Below are 23,373 nucleotides of genomic sequence, written 5' to 3'. Positions count from 1 at the left end.
CCTGTTTTTTATATTTTGGTTAAAGATATAACCTTATTTCACAATCCGCAATTTAGCAAATTTTAATAACAATTGCTTATTTCCTAATCCCTGGAAAAAAACGGTCGCTTTTACATCGGGTAAAGTGCCTTCCAGGTTAACGATTTTGCCAAATCCAAATTTTTCATGTTCAACTTCCATGCCGTTTTGAAAGGCATTGGCGGCATCAGGCGTAAAGCCCGGTGTAGGGATGTGAGCAGTAGGCAGCATTGTGTTTTTTGGCCTTGGCGGGGCAGAAGTAGCTGAACTTCCTGATGAAGCAGGTTTTGGCTTACTTGATATATCCCTTTGCTGCGACCATGACCTGCGCTCTCCGTCGAAACTGTCAGATCCGATATTCATTTTAGGTGCTTTCACTGTTTCCAGCTCCAGGTATTTGCCATTGATCTCACTGATAAAACGGCTTGGTTCACAATTGGTCAGTGTTCCCCATCGGTATCTGGAAGTGGCATAAGTAAGGGTAAGTTTCTTCTCAGCACGGGTGATGGCCACATAAAAAAGCCTGCGTTCTTCTTCCAGATCTGTCCTTGAGTTGAGTGACATTTGAGAAGGGAAAAGGTTCTCTTCCAGTCCTACCACAAAAACATTCTTGAATTCCAGTCCTTTAGCCGAGTGAATCGTCATCAGGGAAACGGTATCCGGTTGTTTGTCATCGGCCCTGTCGTCGTTGGTCAATAACGCAATATCCTGCATAAAAATTGCCAGACTGCGGTCTTCAATGTCTTCACGTTCTGCAAATTCCTTGATACCGTTCAGTAGTTCCTGTATATTTTCATACCTGCTGCGGCCTTCAATACTATCATCGGTATGAAGTTCTTTTAAAATACCAGAATGCTGCGCTATATATAAAGCTGTTTCATAAGCATCCAGTTTTTTTGACTCAGCCTGGAAGCTTTTGATCAGCATAGAAAAATCATTCAGTTGGTTGGCAATACGCCCTGCAATATATGTTTGCGGTTCGCAGATCACCTGCCACATGGTGATATCGTGTTGATCGGCAGCTACAATGATCTTATCTACAGTGGTATCTCCGAGTCCTCTTCTTGGATAATTAATTACCCTTTTGATAGCCTCTTCATCACTTGGATTAAAGGTTAAACGGAAATAGGCAATTAAATCTTTGATCTCTTTACGCTGATAAAATGAAAGCCCGCCATAGATTTTATAAGGTACGTTTAGTTTTCTTAAAGCTTCCTCCATCGCCCTGGATTGGGCATTGGTGCGGTAAAGGATAGCGAAATCATTATAAGCTAAACCATTGGTAGATCTGTCCTGCACGATAGACTCGGCAACGATTTTACCTTCTTCATTATCTGTAAAGGCACGAGAAACCTTGATCCTGTCGCCAAGTTCATTTTCGGAGAATACATTTTTCTCCAGCTGGTTTTTGTTGTTGGCAATAATACTATTGGCCACTTCAACGATATTTTGGGTAGAGCGATAGTTTTGCTCCAGCTTGTATACTTTTAAATCGGGATAATCCTTTTCAAAATTCAGGATGTTCTGGATGTTGGCACCACGGAAACCATAAATACTTTGCGCATCATCACCCACCACACAGATGTTCTGATAGGCTGCAGCCAGTTTTTTAACGATGGTATACTGTGAAAAGTTAGTATCTTGGTACTCATCCACCATCAGGTATTTAAATTTCTGCTGGTATTTGTTCAAAACATCAGGATGGTTTTTTAGCAATACGTTGGTTTTGAACAGCAGATCGTCAAAATCCATAGCTCCCGCTTTAAAACAGCGTTTGGTATAAGTTTCATAGATCGTACCGATCATCGGGCGTTTATTGCTGATGTCTTCCGCTTGTATCTCTGCGCTTTGCATGTACTCGCCATAACTTACCAGATTATTCTTGGCCGAAGAAATACGGTTATAGACAAAATTCGCATTGTATAACTTATCATCCAGCTGCATCTCCCGGAGGATCGCCCTGATCAGGCTTTTACTATCGTCCGTATCATAAATGGTGAAGTTAGATGGATAGCCTATTTTTTCAGCTTCTACACGCAGGATCTTGGCAAAAACGGAGTGAAAAGTTCCCATCCAAAGGTTTTTTGCTTCTGTACCTACTACTTTAGAGATACGCTCGCGCATATCTTTTGATGCTTTATTGGTAAAGGTTAGTACCAGTATATTGAACGAATCCACACCTTTTTCAATCAAATGCGCCACCCTGTAAGTAATTACACGGGTTTTACCCGATCCTGCACCTGCAACAATCATTGCTGGTCCCTGGGTATTCTCTACTGCTGCACGTTGCTGAGGGTTTAATCCTGCTAAGTAATCCAAATTGAATTTTGTTTTGCGTATTAAAAGCTACAAAAATAACAAATCTTCGGTTCTTATCTAAGTATGTTGGTAAAATTGATAATTTCCTTTATCAGCCGATCTTGCCTAACAGGTTTCCAATTATTCTATATTTGTCCAAAATCATTTGTTATGCAAGAGATAAAAAAATATGTAGAAGAAAACAAACAGCGTTTTTTGGATGAGCTGTTCGAATTGTTACGCTTCCCTTCGGTAAGTGCAGATCCAAAATACAAGGGAGATGTATTAAAAACGGCCGACTTTGTAGCCGAAAAACTGGCAGCCGCCGGAGCCGATAAAGTGGAAGTATGTCAAACCGCAGGTTATCCTATTATATATGGTGAAAAAATCATCGATGCCGCATTGCCTACAGTCTTAGTGTATGGTCATTATGATGTGCAGCCTGCAGACCCATTAGAATTATGGCATACACCTCCTTTTGAACCTACCGTTCGTGATGGAAAGATCTATGCACGTGGTTCTGCTGATGATAAAGGACAGTTCTATATGCATGTAAAAGCATTTGAACTGATGATGAAGACCAATACAGTAGCCTGCAACGTGAAGTTCATGATTGAAGGAGAAGAGGAAGTTGGTTCTGCTAACCTCGGTATTTTTGTGAATGCCAATGCAGAACGCCTAAAGGCAGATGTAGTGCTGATTTCAGATACCTCGATGATCAGCATGGAAAACCCTTCTATAGAAACAGGCCTGCGCGGTTTAGCTTATATGGAGGTGGAAGTGACCGGCCCGAACAGGGATTTGCATTCTGGTGTATATGGTGGCGCAGTTGCCAACCCGATTACTATCTTATGCAAGATGATCGCCTCTTTGCATGATGAAAATAACCATATTACTATCCCTGCTTTCTACGATAACGTTACGGAACTGCCTACCGCAGAAAAGTTAGCTTTAAATACAGCTCCTTTTGATCTGGATGACTATAAAAAAGACCTGGGTATTCAATCTGAATGGGGTGAAAAAGGTTATTCTACCTTAGAACGTACCGGTACCCGGCCAACTTTAGAAGTCAACGGCATCTGGGGCGGTTATATTGGCGAGGGTGCTAAAACAGTATTGCCTTCAAAAGCACATGCCAAGATCTCTATGCGTTTGGTTCCGCACCAAACATCAGCAGAGATCGCGGAGTTATTCCAGCAGCATTTTGAAAAGATAGCTCCTGAGTTTGTAACGGTTAAAGTAACCAATCACCATGGTGGCGAACCAGTAGTTACACCTACAGACAGCATAGCTTACCGTGCCGCTGAGAAAGCTATCGAAGAAAGTTTTGGCAAGAAACCTATCCCGACAAGGGGTGGGGGAAGTATCCCTATTGTAGCTTTGTTTGAAGATGTATTGGGTATCAAATCGGTATTAATGGGTTTCGGTCTGGATAGCGATGCCCTGCATTCGCCTAATGAGAAATATGACATCTATAACTATTATAAAGGGATTGAAACCCTGCCTTTGTTTCACAAGTATTTCGCGGAGCTGAGTAAATAATTTTTATTAATTTATAAAAAAAGGGTGGCTGTTAGGTCGCCCTTTCGTATTTTTACAGCGTGCCTCCTATAGACAAAAAAAATTCCGAGCTTTTAAAAAGAGCAACGGCACCTAAAAAGACAAGTACGGCCAAACCAGCCGCAGCAAAGTCTCCGGTAAGAAAAAAGAAAGCTCCAGTTAAAAAGAAAGGCCTTCCGCTGCAGGTAAAGTTCCTGATTGCAGGTTTATTGCTGGTTCTGTTTTCTCCTTTATATTATGGTTATGTCCTTAAATTGTTTACTTCCACTACCCGTTGGGTGATGGATATAGGTGAAGATCCGAACTACCGTAGTTACAAGAGTTTTGCCATTAACATACCGAAACGTTACAGCATTCATGGAATAGATGTGTCATCATACCAGGGGAAGATCGACTGGAAAAAGGTAAAGACAATGAAGGAAGACAGTGTGCATATCACTTTTGCTTTCATCAAAGCCACTGAAGGAATATCCAGTATAGATCCTTATTTCCAGCGCAACTGGCGCGAAGCTCCTAAAGCAGGTATCGTTTGCGGTGCTTACCATTATTTCATTGCCAGAAAATCCGGTGCATGGCAGGCCAGGTTCTTCCTGCAGACTGTCAAGTTTGAGGAAGGAGACCTTCCGCCAGTAGTGGATGTGGAAGATCTGTGCGGTATGACACCCGAAAAAATGCGGTCAGAACTGACCGATTTTATCCAGCATATAGAGAAGAAAACCAAGGTAAGGCCTATTATTTATTCGGGTTTTGTCTTTTACCGGGATTACCTGAAAGGGCATTTTGATGGGTACCCTTTATGGATTGCGCATTATTACCAGCCGGAATTAAAAGTAGGTAAAGATACAGAGTGGTTTTTCTGGCAGCATTCTGATAAAGCCAGGATTACCGGGATTAACCATATTGTGGATTTTAACGCTTTTAAAGGGGATAGTCTGGCTTTTCAGCAGATGCTGATCAGATAAAGTTCTAATTAATCATCATCCGCATCCTTGCCTGCAAGTTTAGCCGGGTAGGCCTTTTTACCTTTAGCTGCAAACCACAATATCCTGTTCAATACATCATCGTTACCTCCATCAATATGGTCATACTCTGGTCTGGAAGATTGTTTGGCATAATGTAATGCCGCGCCTTTAAGCGCAGACAGCTGCGGGTTCATCGTATTTATCGGGATGTGGTTGTTCACCTTTTGATAAGTATAAGCTGATGGTTTATTGGTGAAACATTCAAACATCGGTAGGGCAGTGGCATCAATCACGTTCATTGGTGGCAGACCTAAAATCTGCTCAATAGAACGTACCATACAGGTCTGATTGTAATTTTTAGAAACTTTTCCCTGCAACCTGCTATAAGGGCTGATCACAAAACCGGTTGTACGGTAAGCCGAAACATGGTCCCATCCTGCTTGTGAGTCATCTTCGGTCACAAAAACAACCGTATTTTTCCAGAACTTGCTTTTTGAAAGTGCTTCAATCATTCGGCCTAAAGCAAGGTCATTGTCGGCTACCATCGCCTCTGGTACCGGAAAACCTGGCCGGGTGCCTACGGTATGATCTGATGAAAGGGCCATGATCATCAATTGCGGTAAATGATCACCTTCCATTTTTTCATAACCATTCAGTTCTTTGATAAAAGCGGTAGCCCTTAATTGTTCATTGATATTATGGTCGTCAGAACCGGGGTAATTCTGCGAAAGCATCGGTCTTACCCTTGATATCGTGCTGGTGTTGGTGAAATTGAAAGGTTTGCCAGCCGTATAATTATCATAGATAGCTTTCCAATCCAGCTTTTTATCAAAATGGGTAGCACAGGCTTCACCATATATCCTGACTGTTTTACCATGGTCGGCTGCATTGTTCCAGATAAAACCATTTCCATCATAGACCAGGGCATCCTCCTGTACATGGGGATAACTTCTAAACCATGATCTTACACTTTTTTCTACATAATCGGTCACCATTGCGGCATCTGTCCACTGGTGGCCTTCGGCCGAACATTTACCGGAAGCGTAATAATTATCCAGCAATAAAAAATTACGTGCCAGGCTATGCTGGTTAGGGGTTACCTGATCACCATAAATACAGAGCGACTTCATGCCGTTGCCTTCCGGCATATCCCCCAATACCTGGTCATAGGTGCGGTTTTCTTTGATAATATATAAAACATGTTTAAATACGGATGGTTCACCGATTCGTTCAGGCATTGGTTGCGCGGGAATGTTTTTGCGGGGCAGTAATCTTGCTATTTCCTGTCTGAAGCTCAGGTTCAAATCCTTTACTTTTTGCGTATAGGTGCTTAATAATTCAGGTTCTGGTATGGGAATGATAGAAACTGTGGCTTTCTGATGGTGCGAATTATAAGCTTTTGCATTCTCATCTGGTAATTCACCGCCTATGCCGGATTTACTGATTTCCCTGGTGCTTACACGGGCGCCTTCACCTTCCAGGTTGGTTACAAATAGTAGGTTACCGTCAATTGCCAATCCCCCCGGATAGGCTTCGGTAGGAATAAACCCCTTGACCTTGCTTCTGTTGCCGGTACCTTTTGAAGCTGATTTTGCACCCAGGCTTACTACCGCAACGGCATTATCCAGGCCATTGGCTACATATAATTGTGTTCCTTCTGGATTAATTGCCAGTGCATTGGGTGTGTCACCAATATAACTTTGCCTGCCGGGGTTTAATTTTACACCGATTGATTCCATATTTTTAAGCGATTTGGCCGAAATCACAGAAACCAGATCACTATTGCCGTTGGCAACATATACAAACTCTCCATCAGCACTGCTGATAATCGCATTGGGATGTAATCCAACAGATATTTCGTTGATCAGCTTACCGTCTTCCAGATTCATCACCATTACAGTACCGGTTGACGTAGCACCTGTTTTAGGATCGATGTAAGCTTTGCCGTAAGGTACGCCAGCTGTTTCCCTCTTTAAGGTATCTACCGCTTTTGCACCGGCCCAATTGGTGATAAACGCTTTATTTTCTGTGATGGTTATGCCATAAGGGGCAACTCCGGTAGTTTTTGTCCATACAGTTTGCCTGGTATTCAGGTTGATTTTAACCAATTGATTATTGCCATTCAAAACAACGTAGAGATAGTTTACTCCATTTTCATTATTGATGGCCAGGTCATTTGGCAAAGCCAGGGGAGATTCCCCCTCCGGCCTAAAACTAAACGTATTTTTAATGGTGATCTTTTCACCATCCCATAAAGCCTGGAAAACGAAAGAACGGGATTTGGCACCTGTGCCGGCGGCGGCACTCCAAAATATCTCTGTGCCACCTTGAGCAGGTAATACCTTTAGCCCCGAATAAGTGCTAGTCATACCTTTATATAAGGTGCTTTCTTTATATCTCCATCCTGCAACCACTTTACTCTTTACTGTATCAATTAGCGTAATGCCATACCTATCTTCCACTACAATCAGTTTGCTGCCTGGCAAAATCCTTACATCCATGCTGTGATTCTCGTCGTCGGGATCTCCAAAAGATACAACTTTACCTGCCGGATCAATGATCCGGTTATATGGCATAAGTACCGGCAGAATATTACGGTTAAGCGTACTGTCGTCATACGCACTATGCATAGCTGCCTCTTCATTGACCTCGGCGTGCTTTTTATTGCCTATCGTATGACAGCCAATCATTATAAAGAGGAAACAAGATAAAAACAGGCTAAAGATGAGTGCTTTTTTACGCATAAATTTTTAATCAGAATAATGGAGTAAAATTAAAACAATAACATACAATTGTGGTTAAGAAAGAATTAAGGAATTCGTATCAATCCCATTCTCAAATAAAAATACGCAGGCGGGAACAATTCTAAAACTCCTTTGTTAAAGATAAGCACAGGATTAAAAACAAAAATCTATATTTGCCGAAATAAATCAAATCAGCTGTTGGCAGCAACAGTTGTAAAAGCATAAAATTAATTTACTAAATAAGATTCCAATGAGTATTAAACCCAATACAGTAGTTTCATTAACGTACGAACTGCATACGACTAATGAAGAGGGACAACAAGTTTTCGTAGAAAAAGCTGATGAGCAAAATGCATTGGTTTTCTTATACGGTACAGGTATGATGTTACCTAAATTCGAAGAGCATTTAGCTGGTCTGAATGTTGGTGATGAATATAAATTTGAGCTGACTGCAGCTGATGGTTACGGTGAATTGGATCCGGGAGCATTTGCAGATCTTCCAAAAGATATGTTCAAAGATGTTGACCTTCCTAATGTTGGTGACGTTATTCCTTTACAGGATAACGAAGGAAACCACTTCAGAGCAGGTGTAACCGGTGTTCACGAAGATACAATCTCGGTAGATTTAAATCACCCAATGGCTGGTAAAAACCTGATCTTCGGTGGTACTATCCTTGCTGTACGTGAAGCAACTCAAGATGAATTAAGTCACGGTCATGCACATGGTGCTGACGGACATTCTGGACACTAGTCCGGATATAATTAACAGAAAAGGGGGAGCAGATTTGCTTCCCCTTTTTTGTTATCCGCTGTTTAAGCATTAATTTGACCTAAAATCGATAGCTTCAGGGAAGAAAATTACCTAAATTAGCTGAATGAAACGCAAATTCTTACTCCTGCTTAGCGTAACGCTCTTCCTGTTTTTAGCTTGTAATTCGGCAAAAAAAGATGGTGTACCTGTCATTGGCTTTGTAGATGCCTTTGAGGATGCCACCATTGCCAAAGCACATACTGGCTTTGTAGATGCTTTAAAAAAGAACGGCTTTAGTGAAGGGCAGCATAATGTAAAGATCATCTACCGAAATGCACAGGGCAGTATTCCTACGCTCACGCAAATCGTTAACTATTTTATCGGCGAAAAGGTTACGCTGATGGCTACCTGTACTACCTTATCTACCATATCGGCACTCCAAAAAACTAAAACTATACCTATTTTTCAAATGGTATCACCCACTGCGGCTTTAATGAAGGTGGAAGATGCTGCCGGCAAAGGCCCAGCTAACCGTTTTGGTGCAGAGGAAGATGTGAATTATATAGATACCTCATTTTCTATTATCCCTAAAGTACTCAAACCTAAAAGCGGAAAATTAGTGGTTGGAATGATATACAATCAGTCAGAGCCACAATCTGTGGATGCAATGAACAGAATCAAGTCGTTAGCCACAAAATTGAATGTCACCTTAATTGCTATCCCTGTTAATACTTCAGCAGATGCGCAGCTGGTTACACAATCATTACTTGGCAAAAACCTGGATGCTTTTTTTGCCAATCCGGACAATACAGTATTTGCTTCTTTTGAAACTATCCTGAAAAACTGCGACCAAAAGCATGTGCCTATTTTTACCAGTGAAGCTGGTTTGGTGGAACGTGGTGCTGTGGCTGCATTTGGCGCTGATATTTATCAATGGGGTTATCAGGCAGGAGAGCAGGCTGCACAATATTTAAAAACACATCAAACCAGCAACTTAAAACCAGAAATGGTAAAAGTGCGTAAACGCGTTTACAATGTGGCAGCGGCCAAAAAATATAATATCACCTTACCTTCAAACTTCGAAGCCGTTAAATAATGGATTTCTTTTTAACCGCATTGCTGCAGGGATTGTGTTTTTCGGGGATAGGCTTAGGCATTTATATCTCCATGAAGATATTTAACATTCCTGATATTACTACGGATGGCAGTTATACCCTGGGTGGTGTAGTTACTGCGATCATGCTCACCAATCATTTACCATCTTACCTGGTTCTGCCTGCAGTAGTTGTGGCTGGTGCCATTGCAGGTGCTTTAACAGGACTGATCCATACCAAACTCAAAATCAATGCGCTGCTGGCTGGTATATTGGTGATGACGGCTTTGTACTCCATCAATCTAACCATCATGGGGCGCTCTGATCTGCCATTGGTCAATACACCTACGTTATTTAATCTGGTGAATATCACTGCCGATCCTAACCAAAATTCATTCTGGATATTAATCGTATTTGTTGTTTTCATTACCCTGCTGATCGGCTATTTGCTGAAAACTGATTTCGGGATCGCTATGCGTGCAACCGGGAACAGTGAGTCTATGATCAAAGCCCTTGGGGTAAATACCGACAGGATGAAGATCATTGGATTGGCCTTAGCCAATGCACTGACTGCGGTAAGCGGTTACCTGATCACCCAATTCCAGGGATTTGCCGATATGAATATGGGGATAGGTATAGTGATCGTGGGTCTGGGTTCTGTGATCATAGGGGAGACCCTCATCAATTGGTTTTCTATTACTTCAGTCTGGCTGAGTCTGGCGGTAGTATTGCTGGGAGCGGTAGTGTTCCAGCTGGTGCTGGCCTTAACTTTATCCATCGGTGTAGATGCAAACCTGCTGAAACTGGTAACAGCAGTATTTGTATTATTAATTGTGAGTTTACCAAAAATCAGTTTCCAAAAGTCATGATAGATCTGAAAGGGATACATAAAACATTTAACCGGGGTAAAGCCAATGAAGTAATTGCCTTAACAGGAATTGATTTGCATGTTGCAAAGGGCGAATTTGTGGTCATCGTAGGTTCAAATGGTTCTGGTAAATCTACACTGTTGAACATGGTCGCAGGCAGTATCTTCCCGAGTGAGGGTACGGTTAATTTAGGTGATAAAGATGTCACCAGTTTGCCTGACTATGAACGTAGCCGATGGATTGCACGTGTTTTTCAAAATCCACTGAGCGGTACTGCTCCTGATCTGAGTATATTAGATAATTTTAGATTGGCCTCCCTGCGTACCCATAAAAAGGGCCTGGGTATTGGAATTGATAAAGCCTATATTCAGTCGGTTAAAGAGGTGATATCAAGCTTAGAGATGGGCTTGGAAAATAAGATCCATCAGCCAATGGGCACACTTTCCGGCGGACAGCGACAGGCTTTAACCTTATTGATGACAGTAATGGATAAATGTGAGGTCTTGTTATTGGATGAACCTACAGCTGCGCTTGATCCGCGTTCTGCCGATGTGGTCATGAAAACAGCCGACAAACTGATCAAAGATTATCAATTGACATCGATATTGATCACCCATAATTTAAAAGATGCTTTTACCTATGGCAATCGTATTCTCCAAATGACAGAAGGTAAGATCATCCACGATGTAACAGGCGAAGCAAGAAAGACAATCAAACAAAATGATCTTTTTGAGTGGTTCGCTTAAAAGATTAATACCTCAATTCTAATTTTCCTTTACGAGCAAATTGCACTTTTCGCAAATGCCATAGGCTGTAGTGTTCATGGAAACTGCTTTAAATCCATGTGGCATAACCATCTTTGGAACTGTTACGTCCAGGCAGTAGATCTTGGAACAGCTGGTGCAATTAAAATGTACATGTTCATCATGGTGATGCTCTTCTGAGCAGGAAGAAGAACAAATGGCGTAATTGGCAGTGCCGTTCATGTCCATGATCCGGTGAAGGATGCCTTTATCCTCATAGATATTCAAAATACGATATAAGGTTACCCTGTCAATTTCTTTACCCAATTTCTTTTCAAGCTCTGGTTGTGAAATAGCAACCGTGTCCAATGCAATCTCTTCCAGTACACGAACCCTTTGTTTGGTATGTTTCAGGGAATGCTCTTTTAATATATTAACAGGATTGATCTTCATAGCTTACAAGGTATCAACAAATATACCAATAGCCTGATCGCGCAACAAATTTTTTATACACTCAAAAATAAAAATGCAATTTGATTGCATTACTGTGATTGTTGTTTATATTTGCAACGTCATTGCATTAGTGATGCTGGATTTTTGTTGAAGCCTTTGGATACGTTTCCATAAAAATAAATAACGCTATTCCAGCTTTTAGTAGAAATAGCGTTTATACTATAATTATCTTCTTTGTTTGGTTTAGGTAGAAAGCCTTTGTAGCAGCGTCATCAACTGTTACAATGCTTTCGTTTTAATTGCTTTCCAGGTATTCCATACCTTTTTCAGTGATCGTAGCTGAAGGATGCGCTTCGTCATCATGAAGTTTGATATAGCCCATTCGTTCTAATTCTTCATATTCTTCTTCCATACCACCCAGAATTGAAGAACTAATTTGTTTGTCAATTGACGCTAATATTGTTTTGATTTCTTCTCTTTCCATGACTAAAATATTTTATAGCTGTATAACAAAAACGGGCATGATAAAGTTTTACCATGCCCGTTCTATTATAGAAAAAGAATTTTATTTATAGCGCTCTGCCTTTAATTGTGCTACATCTTCACTATTGATGTATTCGTCATAGCTCATCATTTTATCGATAGACCCATTTGGGGTAAGCTCTATCACACGTGTAGCTACCGACTCGGTTAAGGCATGATCCCTTGAGGTAAACAAAACAGTTCCTTTAAAGTCCTTCAACCCATTGTTCAACGCAGTGATCGACTCCAGGTCAAGGTGATTGGTTGGCTCATCAAATAACAGCAGGTTGGCATGTTTAAGCATCATCTGTGAGAACATACAACGCATTTTCTCTCCTCCTGATAGTACCTTGCAATTTTTTAATACTTCTTCTCCTGAGAATAGCATTCTGCCCAGGAAGCTTCTTACAAACTGCTCGTCTTTATCGGTATCAGAGTATTCCCTTAACCAGTCTACCAGGTTCATATCTTTACCTTCGAAATAGGCAGAGTTATCATTAGGGATATCCGCGGTATTAATGGTAATTCCGTATTTAAATTCTCCGGTATAATCTTTATCACGACCAGTCAGGATGTTATAAAAAGCAGTAGTAGCTAAACTGTTCTGTGAAACAATGGCAATTTTATCGCCCTTGCTTACCATGAAATTCGTGTTCTTAAATAAAACCTCTCCATTAACGGTTTTAGACAGATTTTCTACCTGAAGAATCTGATCGCCTGCTTCCCTGCCCAGGTTATTGAACATGATAGCCGGGTATTTACGGCTCGAAGGTTTGATCTCGGTCAGGTCAATTTTATCCAGGGCTTTCTTACGTGAAGTTGCCTGTTTGGATTTGGAAGCATTGGCACTGAAACGCTGGATAAATTCCTGCAGTTCCTTTACTTTTTCTTCCAGTTTTTTATTCTGGTCGCCGCGTTGTTTCAATGCCAGCTGACTGGATTCATACCAGAAAGTATAATTACCTGAGTAGATACTCATTTTGCTGAAGTCGATATCTACAATGTGTGTACAAACCGCATCTAAAAAGTGCCTGTCGTGGGATACCACCAATACAATGCTTTGGTAATCGGCCAGGAAATTCTCCAGCCAGGCAATAGTTTCTATATCCAGGTCATTCGTAGGCTCATCCAGCAGCAGGATATCAGGATCGCCAAAAAGGGCTTGTGCAAGCAATACACGCACTTTTTGCTTACCGTCAAGCTCTTTCAGCTGTTTATGATGGTGTTCTTCTTTGATACCTAAATTGCTCAGCATGGTTGCTGCATTGCTTTCCATGTTCCAGCCATCCATTTCTGCAAACCTGTTTTCCAGTTCACCGGCACGCTCACCGTCTTTATCTGTGAAATCTTCTTTTAAATAGATTGCATCTTTCTCCTTCATGATATCATACAATTCCTTATGACCTATCATGACGGTTTCCAATACAGTAAACTCGTCAAACTCATAGTGGTCTTGTTTTAAAACCGCCATACGCTCGCCCGGAGTAAAAGCAACGCTACCCGAAGTTTGATTGACTTCGCCCGACAGGATCTTTAAGAAAGTTGATTTACCCGCGCCGTTAGCTCCAATTACACCATAACAATTGCCATGGTTAAATTTCAAGTTAACATCTTCGAATAAGGTACGTTTTCCGTAACGCAGGGATAAATTAGATACTGAAATCATATTGCACAAAAATAAGCCGCAAAGGTAACGATAATTTAATAAAATGCCTTGAACAGATAGGATTCATTAGTTCAGCTTTAAATGTTATTTTTGTTTTTTTACAGATTATGGAAAGCGAAATAGAGATACTCAGTTCAATCATACAGCGTAGGAGAAGTATTTTTCCACCAAGTTACACCCCGCAGGAAATCCCTGATGAATATATCCTTCAGATATTAGAGAGTGCCAATTATGCACCTACACATAAATTAACCGAGCCATGGCGTTTTATCGTTCTGCGTAAAGAGGCTAAGCATAAATTCGGACTGGAACTGGCACGTTTATACCAGGAGCAAACACCTCCGGCACAGTTCCTGCAGAAGAAATATGATTCTTTGGTAGAAAAGGCCGACCAGTCGAGCTGCGTCATTGTGCTCAACGCCCAGCTGCACCCTGGTTTAATTCCTGAATGGGAAGAAATCGCGGCTTTTGCCTGTGCCGTGCAAAATATGGCCTTAACGGCCGAAGCCCTGCAGATCGGAGCCTACTGGAGCTCTCCGGGAACTATTGAACAGCTTCCTGCTTATTTTAACATGGAACCCAACGAAAAATGTTTCGGCTTGTTCTTCATGGGATTCCATAACGAAGAACCACGTCAGGCTAAACGCAGCCCGATAGCGGATAAAGTGAGGTGGATAGAAGATTAATATGGAAGGTTTTAAATTAAAATTATATCAGTACTGCATGGAGTTTATCCTGCAGCGGATCAATACAGCTGAAACTGCGCTTAAACAATCGCAAGAGGCCAGCAATGACGATACCAAGAGCAGTGCGGGGGACAAGTTTGAGACCACGCGCGAAATGGTATCACAGGATATTGCCAGGACTAAAAACCTGCTGTTTGACGGACAGCAGAATTTACAATTGCTAACCTCATTGGAAAGCCTGCCGGCCACTGGTGATACAGTCAGGAACGGAAGTGTGGTCTATACGAATAAGGGGATATTTTATATCAGTATCAGTGCAGGACAGATCAAAGTTGATGATCAACTGGTTTTTGCTGTTTCCTTTGCTTCGCCTATTGGTAAATTAATGATCGGCAAACAGATAGGGGAGTCTTTCAGCTTTAATCAAAATGAATATACTATTCAAAAAATAGATTGATTAGGGTACCCGCCTTTATATAGAATTGAACTGACTAATCTAATAAACCTTTATCAGCAAGGATTTGTCTGGAAAAACTATAGACTACAGCTGTGTTCCAGTCATTAAGGTAGTTATAGCTTCTATAGTTAGTCGGTTCACTTTTAGCATACAGGGCATAATAGCTATAATAGGCCTTATGACCAAGGTCATTCCAAGCTACCTCTTTTCCATTCAAAACCACCCCTGATTGTCGAAAGGAAGTTCCCAAGATATTGATCTCAATTTGGCTATGAAATATTTCAAGGTAATAATTTACAATATCCTTTTGATGGGTATCGAAGAAAGCCTGTAAGATCTGGTTAAATTTTTCGTCCAATGATTTTCTCCTGATCCCATAGAGTGAAACCAATCGGATTTTAATTACCCTGTCATCAAGACCTTTGATATCGATGCAGTATTTCCGTCCGATAATAAAACTATAACCCCGTATAGGTTTGATGCCGAACCTAATTGCTTCTACTTCCCTTCGTGAAAATTGAGTGGCTGGGGTGTGCCTCCAGTTAGTGTCATCGAACTCGATAAGCTCTGCATTAATGATCAGTTTACGCTGCCTGTTTAATAAATTTGATTTGATATCTATTTCGAGCATTTTCTGTTATAGTCTAAGCTAATCAACTGGTAGCGGAATAGTAAAAAAAATTAATGGCAAAAAAAAGAGCTGCTCATGATTGATGGCAGCTCTTTTTTTGTCAGCGTATTAAAAGCTATTTTTAATGCTGTTGCTTAATGTTTTCGGTGTCCAGTATCCACTGGCGATGATCCTTCTGATGGTGAATAAAGGATTTTGCTCATCACGTTTGGTGCCTAAGATAAATGCACTTTTGAAACCTCTTTTCTTTAATTCAGGAATAGCTTCCGGGTTCCACAAACCAAATGGATAAGCGAAGTGGTACATTTTCTTACCGGTAATCGTTTCCAGAGTTTTTGTTGGTTTATCAATCTGGATCTCCCAGTCTTTACCTACATATTTTTTCACGTTGTGGTGGTCCCAGGTATGTGACTCCACCTGATTTCCTTTATCTGAAAGGTCTTTGATCTGCGCTTTGCTCATGTAATGAGGTCTGCCGATAGAAACAGTCATCACGAAATAAACCCCTTTGTAACCGTATTTGGTTAGAGTAGGTTCAGCAATCGTGTACTGGTCTACATCAGTATCATCAAAAGTTAACACAATTGGTTTGCTGGGTAAAGCCGTTCCGTTGTTCAGGTAATCATATAACTGATCGGCCAGGATAGTATGATATCCGCTGTCGGCCAGCATTTTCATTTGTGCTTTAAATACAGCGATAGGAACGATATAATCTTTATTTGCTTTGGAATCTGTAGGTTTCCAGTCGCGGATCTGATGGTAACATAAAACAGGTACCTGTTTACGTGCTAAAATGGTCTTTGCGTCGGCTACTTTGATCTTTGTGATATCAATGTTTTTGCCTGTTTGAGGAGGAGTAGATGAAGAACCTGAAGTTGCAGTAGCGGTAGTGTCTGTTGCAGCTGCGGAAGTACTGTTATTTTTAGATTTGGACTGACAGCCAGAACTGAATAAAAGTGCTGCTGCAGTGATTGATAAGATGTATTGTTTCATTAAGGTAATTGATAAATGTACGTTGGCCGCAAAACTATGAAATCATCATCAATATTCAGGATAATTTAAATTAAAACGCCCGAAGGCCTTGCAAATTGCAGACGCTTCGGGCGTTTTAATTTTTATGCAGAAAAGCTAAGGTGTTATAGGTAGAATTTAACACCGATTTTTGGGGCAAGCAAATTGGCACCAATGCTAAAGTCTTTGGTTTCGCCCAATTTGTTACCACTTCCATCATTATTACGGGATGTATTGTAGCCGATACCATTAACTGCAAATTCGATACCGAATCTTTTGCTCGGGAAGAATGCTAAGCCCGGAGATAAATTTACGCCGACAGAATGGTTGCCATTGACTTTTGTATAGTTTCCATCATCAGTAGCGCTATTCTTCGTATTTCCAAATGACAGTGGTACAGATAGCTGTCCGAAGAATTTAAATTGATCGGTGATGTTTCTGTAGGCACGTGCATAAGGACTAACTTCAAATGCTGCTGTTTTAATTGCAGTGTATGAGGTGATACCACCACCTGCATTATTTGTATAATACTTATTATATACGTAACCAATGCTGGTGCCCACTTCAATATTATGGGCCACAAAGTAACCTATACTTGGCTCTACGGCCCAGCTGGTATTATTTTTAGGAAGGTAATCTAATTTGTATGTATCAAATATAACTGCGCCACCTAATGTCCAGTTACCCTTTTCAGTTTGTGCCTGTGCAGTAAATGCTAATGCAGAAACGGCTAATAACGATAATAATAATTTTTTCATTCTATTTTTTAAGATTTAATTTAGGTTTTCTATAAAAATAGAAAATTTATACTAAAATAGAATGGTAACTTTAATTGATACAAAAAGTTTACACAGAAAAGGCCTGACAAATTTGCCAGGCCTTCTCTGTTACTAAAAACTTGCGTAGAGAATCTACATATTACAAGAAGAATTTAACACCAATTTTTGGAGCGAAAAAGTTTGCACCAATATTGAAGCTTTTGTCATTGCTGATTTTATCACCGTTAGCATCGTTTAAACGGTCAGTGTTGTAGCTGATACCATTAACAGAAAATTCGATACCGAATGATTTGCTTGGGTAAAATGCGAAACCTGGAGATAAAGCTACACCAACGTTGTTTTCGCTATTAGTTTTTACAAAGTTGTCACCGTTAGCATCACCAGTTTTGTCTTTACCGAATGACATTGGTACAGATAATTGACCGAAGAATTTAAATTGATCAGTGATGTTTTTGTAAGCACGTGCATAAGGGGCAACTACGAAAGCCGTAGTTTTGAATGACTCACCAGTTGTAACACCACCAACAGTAGCAGTACTGTAAGATTTATCATAACTGTAACCGATAGCTGTACCAACTTCAAAGTTGTGTGCTACAAAGTAACCTACTGTTGGTTCTACTAACCAGTTAACATTTGATTTTGGGTTACCATCAACTTTACCAGTGTTCAACTCAACGTCACCGCCTAAAGTCCATGTACCTTTTTCTGTTTGTGCTTGTGTAGTTAATGCTAATCCTGTAAGTGCGATTAGAGAAAATAGTAATTTTTTCATTTTGTTGCTTTTTTAATTTATAAATGAGCCAGATGTTTTGTTTTTAGTTTCTGACTATGTTTTGCATATAGTCAAGACTGGTGCCAAACATAAAGTTGCTTTATCAGCTGGAAATCATGTTTTTTGTAAATCATTGTTGGATAGCAAGATAAAATGTTTTAGTTTTCCCATTATTATTTTGTTATGACAATTAACACGCGGTTAACAAAAAATTAACTTTACGTAATTTAAGACAGTTTGACTTTGTTTGTTAGATTGTCAGTTCAAATGGGGTAGTTTTGTCAGATTTTTTAATTGTTTTTTAATCTTTAAGAACGAATTAAAAAAAATCAGCGACTTTTAAATAAAAAAAAATCTAAATTCATAAAACCTTTATGGAGGATAAAAACGTTATTGCATTATGAGACTACTAATAGAACGCAAACCGATTAAAGTATATCCCGATCCCAAACGTGTAATTGCCAGATTTTTTTTTAACGGAGATGAGCGGGCCAAAGAAGTGATCAAGAGAGTTCTGGCGCTATCTGCTCCGGATGTTTTTGGTCTCATTTCACCTATATTACAGGAGTACTCCAAGAGGCACAGGAATATCACCAAGATTCTTGCACGCAACTGCAAAAAAATAAAATATTGCATGGATGAAATGGATATCGATTATGAATCGCTCAGTAAATACCAGCGGTTTTTACTGGGGTCCTATTTTACCCACGAATATTCTATTGAATCTGCTGCCTTTTTTAACCCCTCAGTGGTGTTAGATCCCGATCAGTCGGAACTGGCCGAAGGTGAAAAGAGGCTGATCATTAGCTTTAGGGCAGTAGGGGAAGGTCACATTTCATCAGTTGTCTTTAGAAGGGCATTGATTGATGGTAATGGAAATATCACTGTGAACCCTGCCGGAAATTATATTGATGAGGCCGAAGTTGTACGCAACGCGATTTACAATAAAAAACTATTCCTGAAAAAGGCAGCTGATTCCATGATTGATCTGAACATCCTGGATGAGCTGGGCACTAAACTGGAAGATAAATTTGATTATACCATTCTCAGAAGGATCATCCTGGAGTCACGGAACCTGCAGGAAGATGACCTGAAAAAACTGGAATATGATAAAGTGCTCTGGTTATCTGATACCTATCATGAAATCAGTTTTTCAAGGGATACCGATATATCAGACCGCGTGATCTTTCCGATTTCAGAGTTTGAACGCAAAGGAATTGAAGATGCCCGTTTTGTCCGTTTTATCAAGGAAGATGGAACTGTGGTTTATTATGCTACTTATACTGCGTTTGATGGTGCGATGATCATGCCCAAGTTATTGCAGACAACCGATTTTTACGATTTTAAGATCAGTCCTTTGCACGGCGCAGGAGCGGCCAACAAGAACCTGGCTTTGTTTCCGCGTAAGATCAATGGAAAGTATGCCATGATCTCGAGGATAGACGGCTGGAATAACTACCTGATGTATTCAGATAAGATCACGGTGTGGGACCACCCTGTTAAACTGCAATCGCCAGAGTTTCCCTGGGAATTTATCCAGATCGGTAACTGCGGTTCACCGATAGAAACAGAAGCCGGCTGGCTGGTGATCACCCATGGTGTAGGGCCAATGCGGAGGTATGTGTTAGGTGCCAGCTTATTAGACCTGGAAGATCCTTCAATAGAGATCGGCCGTCTAATAGAACCGCTGGTCATCCCAAATAATGACGAAAGGGAAGGATATGTACCTAATGTACTGTATTCGTGTGGATCTATCATTCACAATGGCGAACTGATCATTCCTTATGGATTATCCGATTACTGTTCTTCTTTTGCTTCAGTGAAAATTGACCTTTTATTGGAAAAACTATTGAGTTCTGGCAGTGCCAAGCAGGAAAAAGTATAAAAATTATAAGATCTGATGGTAGAGGGCTAAATAGTCTTCTACCATTTTTTCTTTAGAGAATTGTTGTTCTGCCCATATCCGGCATCTTTTCCTGTCAATTTTTCCGAGCTGTGAAACAGCCAGGGCAGCCTCTTCTACGTTATTTACCAGGAAGCCGGTTTTTCCATTCTTTATCAATTCTGGCATAGACCCTTTGTTAAAAGCAATGACAGGCGTTCCGCATAACATGGCTTCAGCCACACTCATTCCAAAAGGCTCAGCAAAGTTAATGGGATGCAGCAGGGCATAAGCTCCCCCTAAGAGTTCATTCCGCTGTGCGGGCCCCGCAGAGCCAAGAAATATAATATCTTCACTTAAATAAGGTTCTACTTTCTCCCTGTAATAGTTTTCATCCTGGATGATCCCTGCAATCAACAGCTTTCTTTTGCTTTTTAAAGCAATTTGTATCGCTTCTGCTGTTCCCTTATCGGGATGTATCCTGCCAAAGAATAAAAGGTAATCGCCGGCTTCGGGAATGAATGTGAAATTTGTGGTGTCCAGTCCATTGTAAACCGTTCCCAAATAATCCAGCAGGGGATGCCTGTTGGCGTTACTGATAGAAACGAAATAACTGCTGTCATTATACTTTTGATATACCGGAATGATCCTTTCAGAAGAAAACCCATGAATCGTAGTAATCATGGGTGTCTGAATCAATTTTGAATAGCTAAGTGGTAAAAAATCAAAATGGTTATGAACCAGGTCGAAGTCTGCCGCCTGTTCCATCAGGTTACTGATGTGCAGGCATTCCAGCACTTTGGCATCCTGTCCATGTTCATCTTCATAACCTTTCTTCACTACACTATTTAATGCAGCAGTTGTGACAGAATCGCCTGTGGCAAATAACGTTACTTCTATGCCTGCGGCAACGAGGCCTTCTGTTAAATTAGAAGCAACCTGTTCCCAAGGGCCATAGTGGCGTGGAGGAGTTCTCCATGCCACAGGTGATAAAACTGCTACCTTCATTACAGGACTGGTTCCTTAGCTGATGAAGTTGTTTCTTTATTTCCGCTGAATTCATATTCAAATTCAAGGGATTTTAATACGGTCAAATGTGAGATCCAGTAGGCAAGGGTACTTTCTGCGCCCTGGTTCCTGTTTACACCATAAGGCTGTAAACCATCACCGCAACCTTTAGTTTCATAATCATACAGAGGCAACCTGAGGCTGTTTTCTCCTAAGAACCACTGGTAACTCAAGTACATCTGTTTGATATATTTTAAGTCGTGGGTAATCTCATAAGCTTTAAAGTACATCAGTACCATCGCCATGGTTTCTATAGCCTGCTGATCATAGATTGCCATATCTTCTCCCCGAAACAGCCATCCGTCATTTCCTACCGGATTCAGGTAACCTTTATCTTCTAAGGTCATTTTTGTCAGGTATTCCATGCTTTCAAGGCCAATGGCCAGTGATTCCTGATCCTGGGTAGTCTCATAATGAGATAATAGTGCTAAAGGCAGGATTGCATTATCGTAAGTTAGTTTTTCCTCAAACCAGTGCCAGTCTTCCCCTTTATGGGCGTGATAGGCAGCTTTAAGTGGGGTAGCCAGCTTGTTTAATTCTTCAATGAAATATTCATCATAAGGCTGTGCTTTCAGGTAGCTGCTCAAACCGATCATGGTATTGGCCAATCCACGCAAATGCGTTAATTTGCCGAAATGGGGAATAGATTTGATGAAAAGTTCTTTGGCAAACTCCCTGTAAGAATTATTCGGCGCGTTATTGATCAGGTAACCCAATGCCCAGATTGTTCTTCCAAAAGAATCTTCCGTACCTACTTCATCCAGGTATTCTCTTCTGAAACTTAAAAAGTTCCTGAAGTTACCATCATCACATTGCATATATTGAATATAGCTAAGGTATACCGGTAAGAGTTCCAGTGCCACTTTACTTTTATTTTGCTGCCATGCCATGATCACCATAAGCAAAGCCCTTGCATTGTCATCTACGCAGTATCCTTCTTTCAAATTAGGAATACCATATTTTGCATGTTGTACGATTCCGGTATCATCCGTTAAACGCTGTACGTGGGCCATGCTAAAAGCAGGCATCATATCAGGATCTACAATAGGTTTATTCTCATCTACAAGTGACTTGGCATCAATTATCGCCTCTTGCAGGGTATTGATGAACACACTGCCTGTATTTGGCCAGCGCAAATGCAAACCATAATTGTAGGCATTAAGTTTTAACTCATGCAGTTGTTCCTGATTTTCGAACAGGTCATTAACAATATTTGCCAGTCCGTCCGAATCTTTAAAGTCAAACAGCTTACCCCTGTTTTCTGCCAGTAATTCCTGGGCATGCCAGTAAGGAGTAGAGATCACAGCTGCTCCGGCACCTACCGCATAAGATAACGTACCGCTGGTGATCTGTGCTTCATTGAGGTAGGGGGTAATATACATATCTGCTGCTGTCAGGTAATCATACAGCTCTTCTTCAGATACAAATTTGTTGATGAAGATCAGGTTTTTTTCAACGTTGAGTTTTTTTGCCAAACGTTTCAGGCTATCGCGATATTCTTCACCAGAGTTTTTAATTACTCCAGGGTGGGTAGTACCGAGAATCACATACAATACTTCAGGATTTTCTGCAACGATTTTAGGCAGGGCCTCGATAACGGTTTCCAGTCCTTTATTTCTGCTGATCAGACCAAAGGTGAACAGTAATTTTTTACCTCTGAAGGCTACTGAATTTCTGATCTCATTATTTTCTTTGGGTTCAAGATCCGGAACACCATGTTCAATTAGTTTAATCTTATCTTCAGGAATGCCATATATACTAGTCAAAAAGCCTACGGCACGGTGACTCATCACTACGATTTTCGAAGAGTATTTTGCAATCTCCCTGATAATAGTGAGTTGCATATAGGACGGATCCTTTAAAATTGTATGCAGAATGGTAATTAATGGTTTTTGCAAACGGGCAATCAGCGGTAAGATATATACGCCGCTTTCACCACCAAAAATACCGAACTCATGTTCTAAAATGCAGACATCAGTTAAACTGGTGTTGATATAATCTGCAGCCCTGATATAATCCTTTTGGTTCTCCTGTCTGATAACGAACTGTACTTCATTGGGGAACTCATAAGTATTCAGATCTTCAGAATCGTTCATAGCTACCACAAAACTATCTGCTGAAACAGCTTTCGTATCGTGTGCAATGGCTTTTAAAAGATTGTTGTTAAATGTAGCTATACCACATTCGCGTGGAGGATACGTAGAAATATAAGCTATTTTCATATTTATTATAAGGAATTTTAACAATCTAACCAATTATTCTGCCACAATGTTTTAATTCTAATCTTTTGTGACACAATTCTGTGCCATAACACCGATTAGATGGTATTAAAAGGATTTTGCAGATGAGGGGAGCAGCGGGCATAAAAAAAGGCCGGTTATTTTTAAAATAACCGGCCTTTTTATTAA

Annotated in this window: 20 protein-coding genes; 9 read left to right on the top strand and 11 right to left on the bottom strand. The window is 40.6% G+C overall.

What is annotated here, in order from left to right:
- Positions 1-33: 33 nt before the first annotated feature.
- On the bottom strand, positions 34-2,337 hold the full coding sequence (locus GSQ84_RS03850) for an ATP-dependent helicase (protein WP_158795920.1): 2,304 nt from the start codon (positions 2,335-2,337) through the stop codon (positions 34-36).
- 150 nt (positions 2,338-2,487) lie between these two features.
- Between GSQ84_RS03850 and GSQ84_RS03845 the strand changes: the two genes are divergently transcribed.
- Both GSQ84_RS03845 and GSQ84_RS03840 read left to right on the top strand, forming a co-directional pair.
- Positions 2,488-3,858: a dipeptidase gene (locus GSQ84_RS03845; RefSeq protein WP_158795919.1), complete on the top strand. Its 1,371-nt coding sequence runs from the start codon at positions 2,488-2,490 to the stop codon at positions 3,856-3,858.
- A 59-nt stretch (positions 3,859-3,917) separates the two neighbouring features.
- The gene (locus GSQ84_RS03840) at positions 3,918-4,838 is read left to right on the top strand and encodes a glycoside hydrolase family 25 protein (RefSeq protein WP_254070771.1); all 921 of its coding nucleotides are present in this window, start codon (positions 3,918-3,920) and stop codon (positions 4,836-4,838) included.
- 8 nt (positions 4,839-4,846) lie between these two features.
- Here GSQ84_RS03840 and GSQ84_RS03835 read toward each other — a convergent pair whose 3' ends face one another.
- Positions 4,847-7,582, bottom strand: coding sequence for a bifunctional YncE family protein/alkaline phosphatase family protein (locus GSQ84_RS03835; protein ID WP_254070770.1), 2,736 nt, complete (start codon positions 7,580-7,582; stop codon positions 4,847-4,849).
- 250 nt (positions 7,583-7,832) lie between these two features.
- On the opposite strand from GSQ84_RS03835, the gene GSQ84_RS03830 reads away from it, so the two are divergent.
- The 4 genes from GSQ84_RS03830 to GSQ84_RS03815 all read left to right on the top strand — a co-directional run bounded on the left by GSQ84_RS03830 (position 7,833) and on the right by GSQ84_RS03815 (position 11,041).
- Entirely contained in the window at positions 7,833-8,333 is a 501-nt protein-coding gene (locus GSQ84_RS03830) for a peptidylprolyl isomerase (RefSeq protein WP_158795918.1), read from the top strand.
- Between the two features lie 124 nt (positions 8,334-8,457).
- Positions 8,458-9,429: an ABC transporter substrate-binding protein gene (locus GSQ84_RS03825; RefSeq protein ID WP_158795917.1), complete on the top strand. Its 972-nt coding sequence runs from the start codon at positions 8,458-8,460 to the stop codon at positions 9,427-9,429.
- Complete coding sequence (locus GSQ84_RS03820; protein ID WP_158795916.1) at positions 9,429-10,295, top strand: ABC transporter permease; 867 nt, start codon at positions 9,429-9,431, stop codon at positions 10,293-10,295. The genes GSQ84_RS03825 and GSQ84_RS03820 overlap by 1 nt, the downstream gene beginning before the upstream one ends.
- Positions 10,292-11,041 carry an ABC transporter ATP-binding protein gene (locus tag GSQ84_RS03815; RefSeq protein ID WP_158795915.1) on the top strand — a complete coding sequence of 250 codons (750 nt, stop codon included), beginning with the start codon at positions 10,292-10,294 and terminating at the stop codon, positions 11,039-11,041. The genes GSQ84_RS03820 and GSQ84_RS03815 overlap by 4 nt, the downstream gene beginning before the upstream one ends.
- 18 nt (positions 11,042-11,059) lie before the next feature.
- Here GSQ84_RS03815 and GSQ84_RS03810 read toward each other — a convergent pair whose 3' ends face one another.
- The 3 genes from GSQ84_RS03810 to GSQ84_RS03800 all read right to left on the bottom strand — a co-directional run bounded on the left by GSQ84_RS03810 (position 11,060) and on the right by GSQ84_RS03800 (position 13,679).
- A complete protein-coding gene (locus GSQ84_RS03810) occupies positions 11,060-11,491 on the bottom strand; it encodes a Fur family transcriptional regulator (RefSeq protein WP_158795914.1) in 432 nt (143 codons plus the stop codon).
- Between the two features lie 295 nt (positions 11,492-11,786).
- Entirely contained in the window at positions 11,787-11,975 is a 189-nt protein-coding gene (locus tag GSQ84_RS03805; protein WP_158795913.1) for a hypothetical protein, read from the bottom strand.
- Between the two features lie 81 nt (positions 11,976-12,056).
- Positions 12,057-13,679, bottom strand: coding sequence for an ABC-F family ATP-binding cassette domain-containing protein (locus tag GSQ84_RS03800; RefSeq protein ID WP_158795912.1), 1,623 nt, complete (start codon positions 13,677-13,679; stop codon positions 12,057-12,059).
- A gap of 107 nt (positions 13,680-13,786) precedes the next feature.
- Here GSQ84_RS03800 and GSQ84_RS03795 point away from each other — a divergent pair, with 107 nt between their 5' ends.
- Together GSQ84_RS03795 and GSQ84_RS03790 are read left to right on the top strand one after the other, a co-directional pair.
- A complete protein-coding gene (locus tag GSQ84_RS03795) occupies positions 13,787-14,365 on the top strand; it encodes a nitroreductase (protein ID WP_158795911.1) in 579 nt (192 codons plus the stop codon).
- 1 nt (position 14,366) lies between these two features.
- Positions 14,367-14,822, top strand: coding sequence for a 3-oxoacyl-ACP synthase (locus tag GSQ84_RS03790; protein WP_158795910.1), 456 nt, complete (start codon positions 14,367-14,369; stop codon positions 14,820-14,822).
- Between the two features lie 34 nt (positions 14,823-14,856).
- Here GSQ84_RS03790 and GSQ84_RS03785 read toward each other — a convergent pair whose 3' ends face one another.
- The 4 genes from GSQ84_RS03785 to GSQ84_RS03770 all read right to left on the bottom strand — a co-directional run bounded on the left by GSQ84_RS03785 (position 14,857) and on the right by GSQ84_RS03770 (position 18,015).
- On the bottom strand, positions 14,857-15,453 hold the full coding sequence (locus GSQ84_RS03785) for a hypothetical protein (RefSeq protein WP_158795909.1): 597 nt from the start codon (positions 15,451-15,453) through the stop codon (positions 14,857-14,859).
- Between the two features lie 108 nt (positions 15,454-15,561).
- Positions 15,562-16,446 (bottom strand): polysaccharide deacetylase family protein, encoded by an 885-nt coding sequence (locus GSQ84_RS03780; RefSeq protein WP_158795908.1) that lies wholly within the window; start codon positions 16,444-16,446, stop codon positions 15,562-15,564.
- A gap of 143 nt (positions 16,447-16,589) precedes the next feature.
- Positions 16,590-17,222 (bottom strand): outer membrane beta-barrel protein, encoded by a 633-nt coding sequence (locus tag GSQ84_RS03775; RefSeq protein WP_158795907.1) that lies wholly within the window; start codon positions 17,220-17,222, stop codon positions 16,590-16,592.
- 160 nt (positions 17,223-17,382) lie between these two features.
- Positions 17,383-18,015 carry an outer membrane beta-barrel protein gene (locus tag GSQ84_RS03770; protein WP_158795906.1) on the bottom strand — a complete coding sequence of 211 codons (633 nt, stop codon included), beginning with the start codon at positions 18,013-18,015 and terminating at the stop codon, positions 17,383-17,385.
- A gap of 400 nt (positions 18,016-18,415) precedes the next feature.
- Here GSQ84_RS03770 and GSQ84_RS03765 point away from each other — a divergent pair, with 400 nt between their 5' ends.
- Complete coding sequence (locus GSQ84_RS03765; RefSeq protein WP_158795905.1) at positions 18,416-19,900, top strand: glycoside hydrolase family 130 protein; 1,485 nt, start codon at positions 18,416-18,418, stop codon at positions 19,898-19,900.
- Between the two features lie 3 nt (positions 19,901-19,903).
- Here the strand turns inward: GSQ84_RS03765 and GSQ84_RS03760 are convergent, their stop codons facing one another.
- A complete protein-coding gene (locus tag GSQ84_RS03760; RefSeq protein ID WP_158795904.1) occupies positions 19,904-20,905 on the bottom strand; it encodes a glycosyltransferase family 4 protein in 1,002 nt (333 codons plus the stop codon).
- Complete coding sequence (locus tag GSQ84_RS03755; RefSeq protein ID WP_158795903.1) at positions 20,905-23,187, bottom strand: glycosyltransferase family 4 protein; 2,283 nt, start codon at positions 23,185-23,187, stop codon at positions 20,905-20,907. Before GSQ84_RS03755 ends, GSQ84_RS03760 begins: the two co-directional genes overlap by 1 nt.
- Between the last annotated feature and the right edge of the window lie 186 nt (positions 23,188-23,373).

This window comes from Pedobacter sp. L105 (assembly GCF_009765875.1).
Lineage (GTDB): Bacteria > Bacteroidota > Bacteroidia > Sphingobacteriales > Sphingobacteriaceae > Pedobacter.
This window is presented reverse-complemented; position numbering and strand designations above follow the sequence as displayed.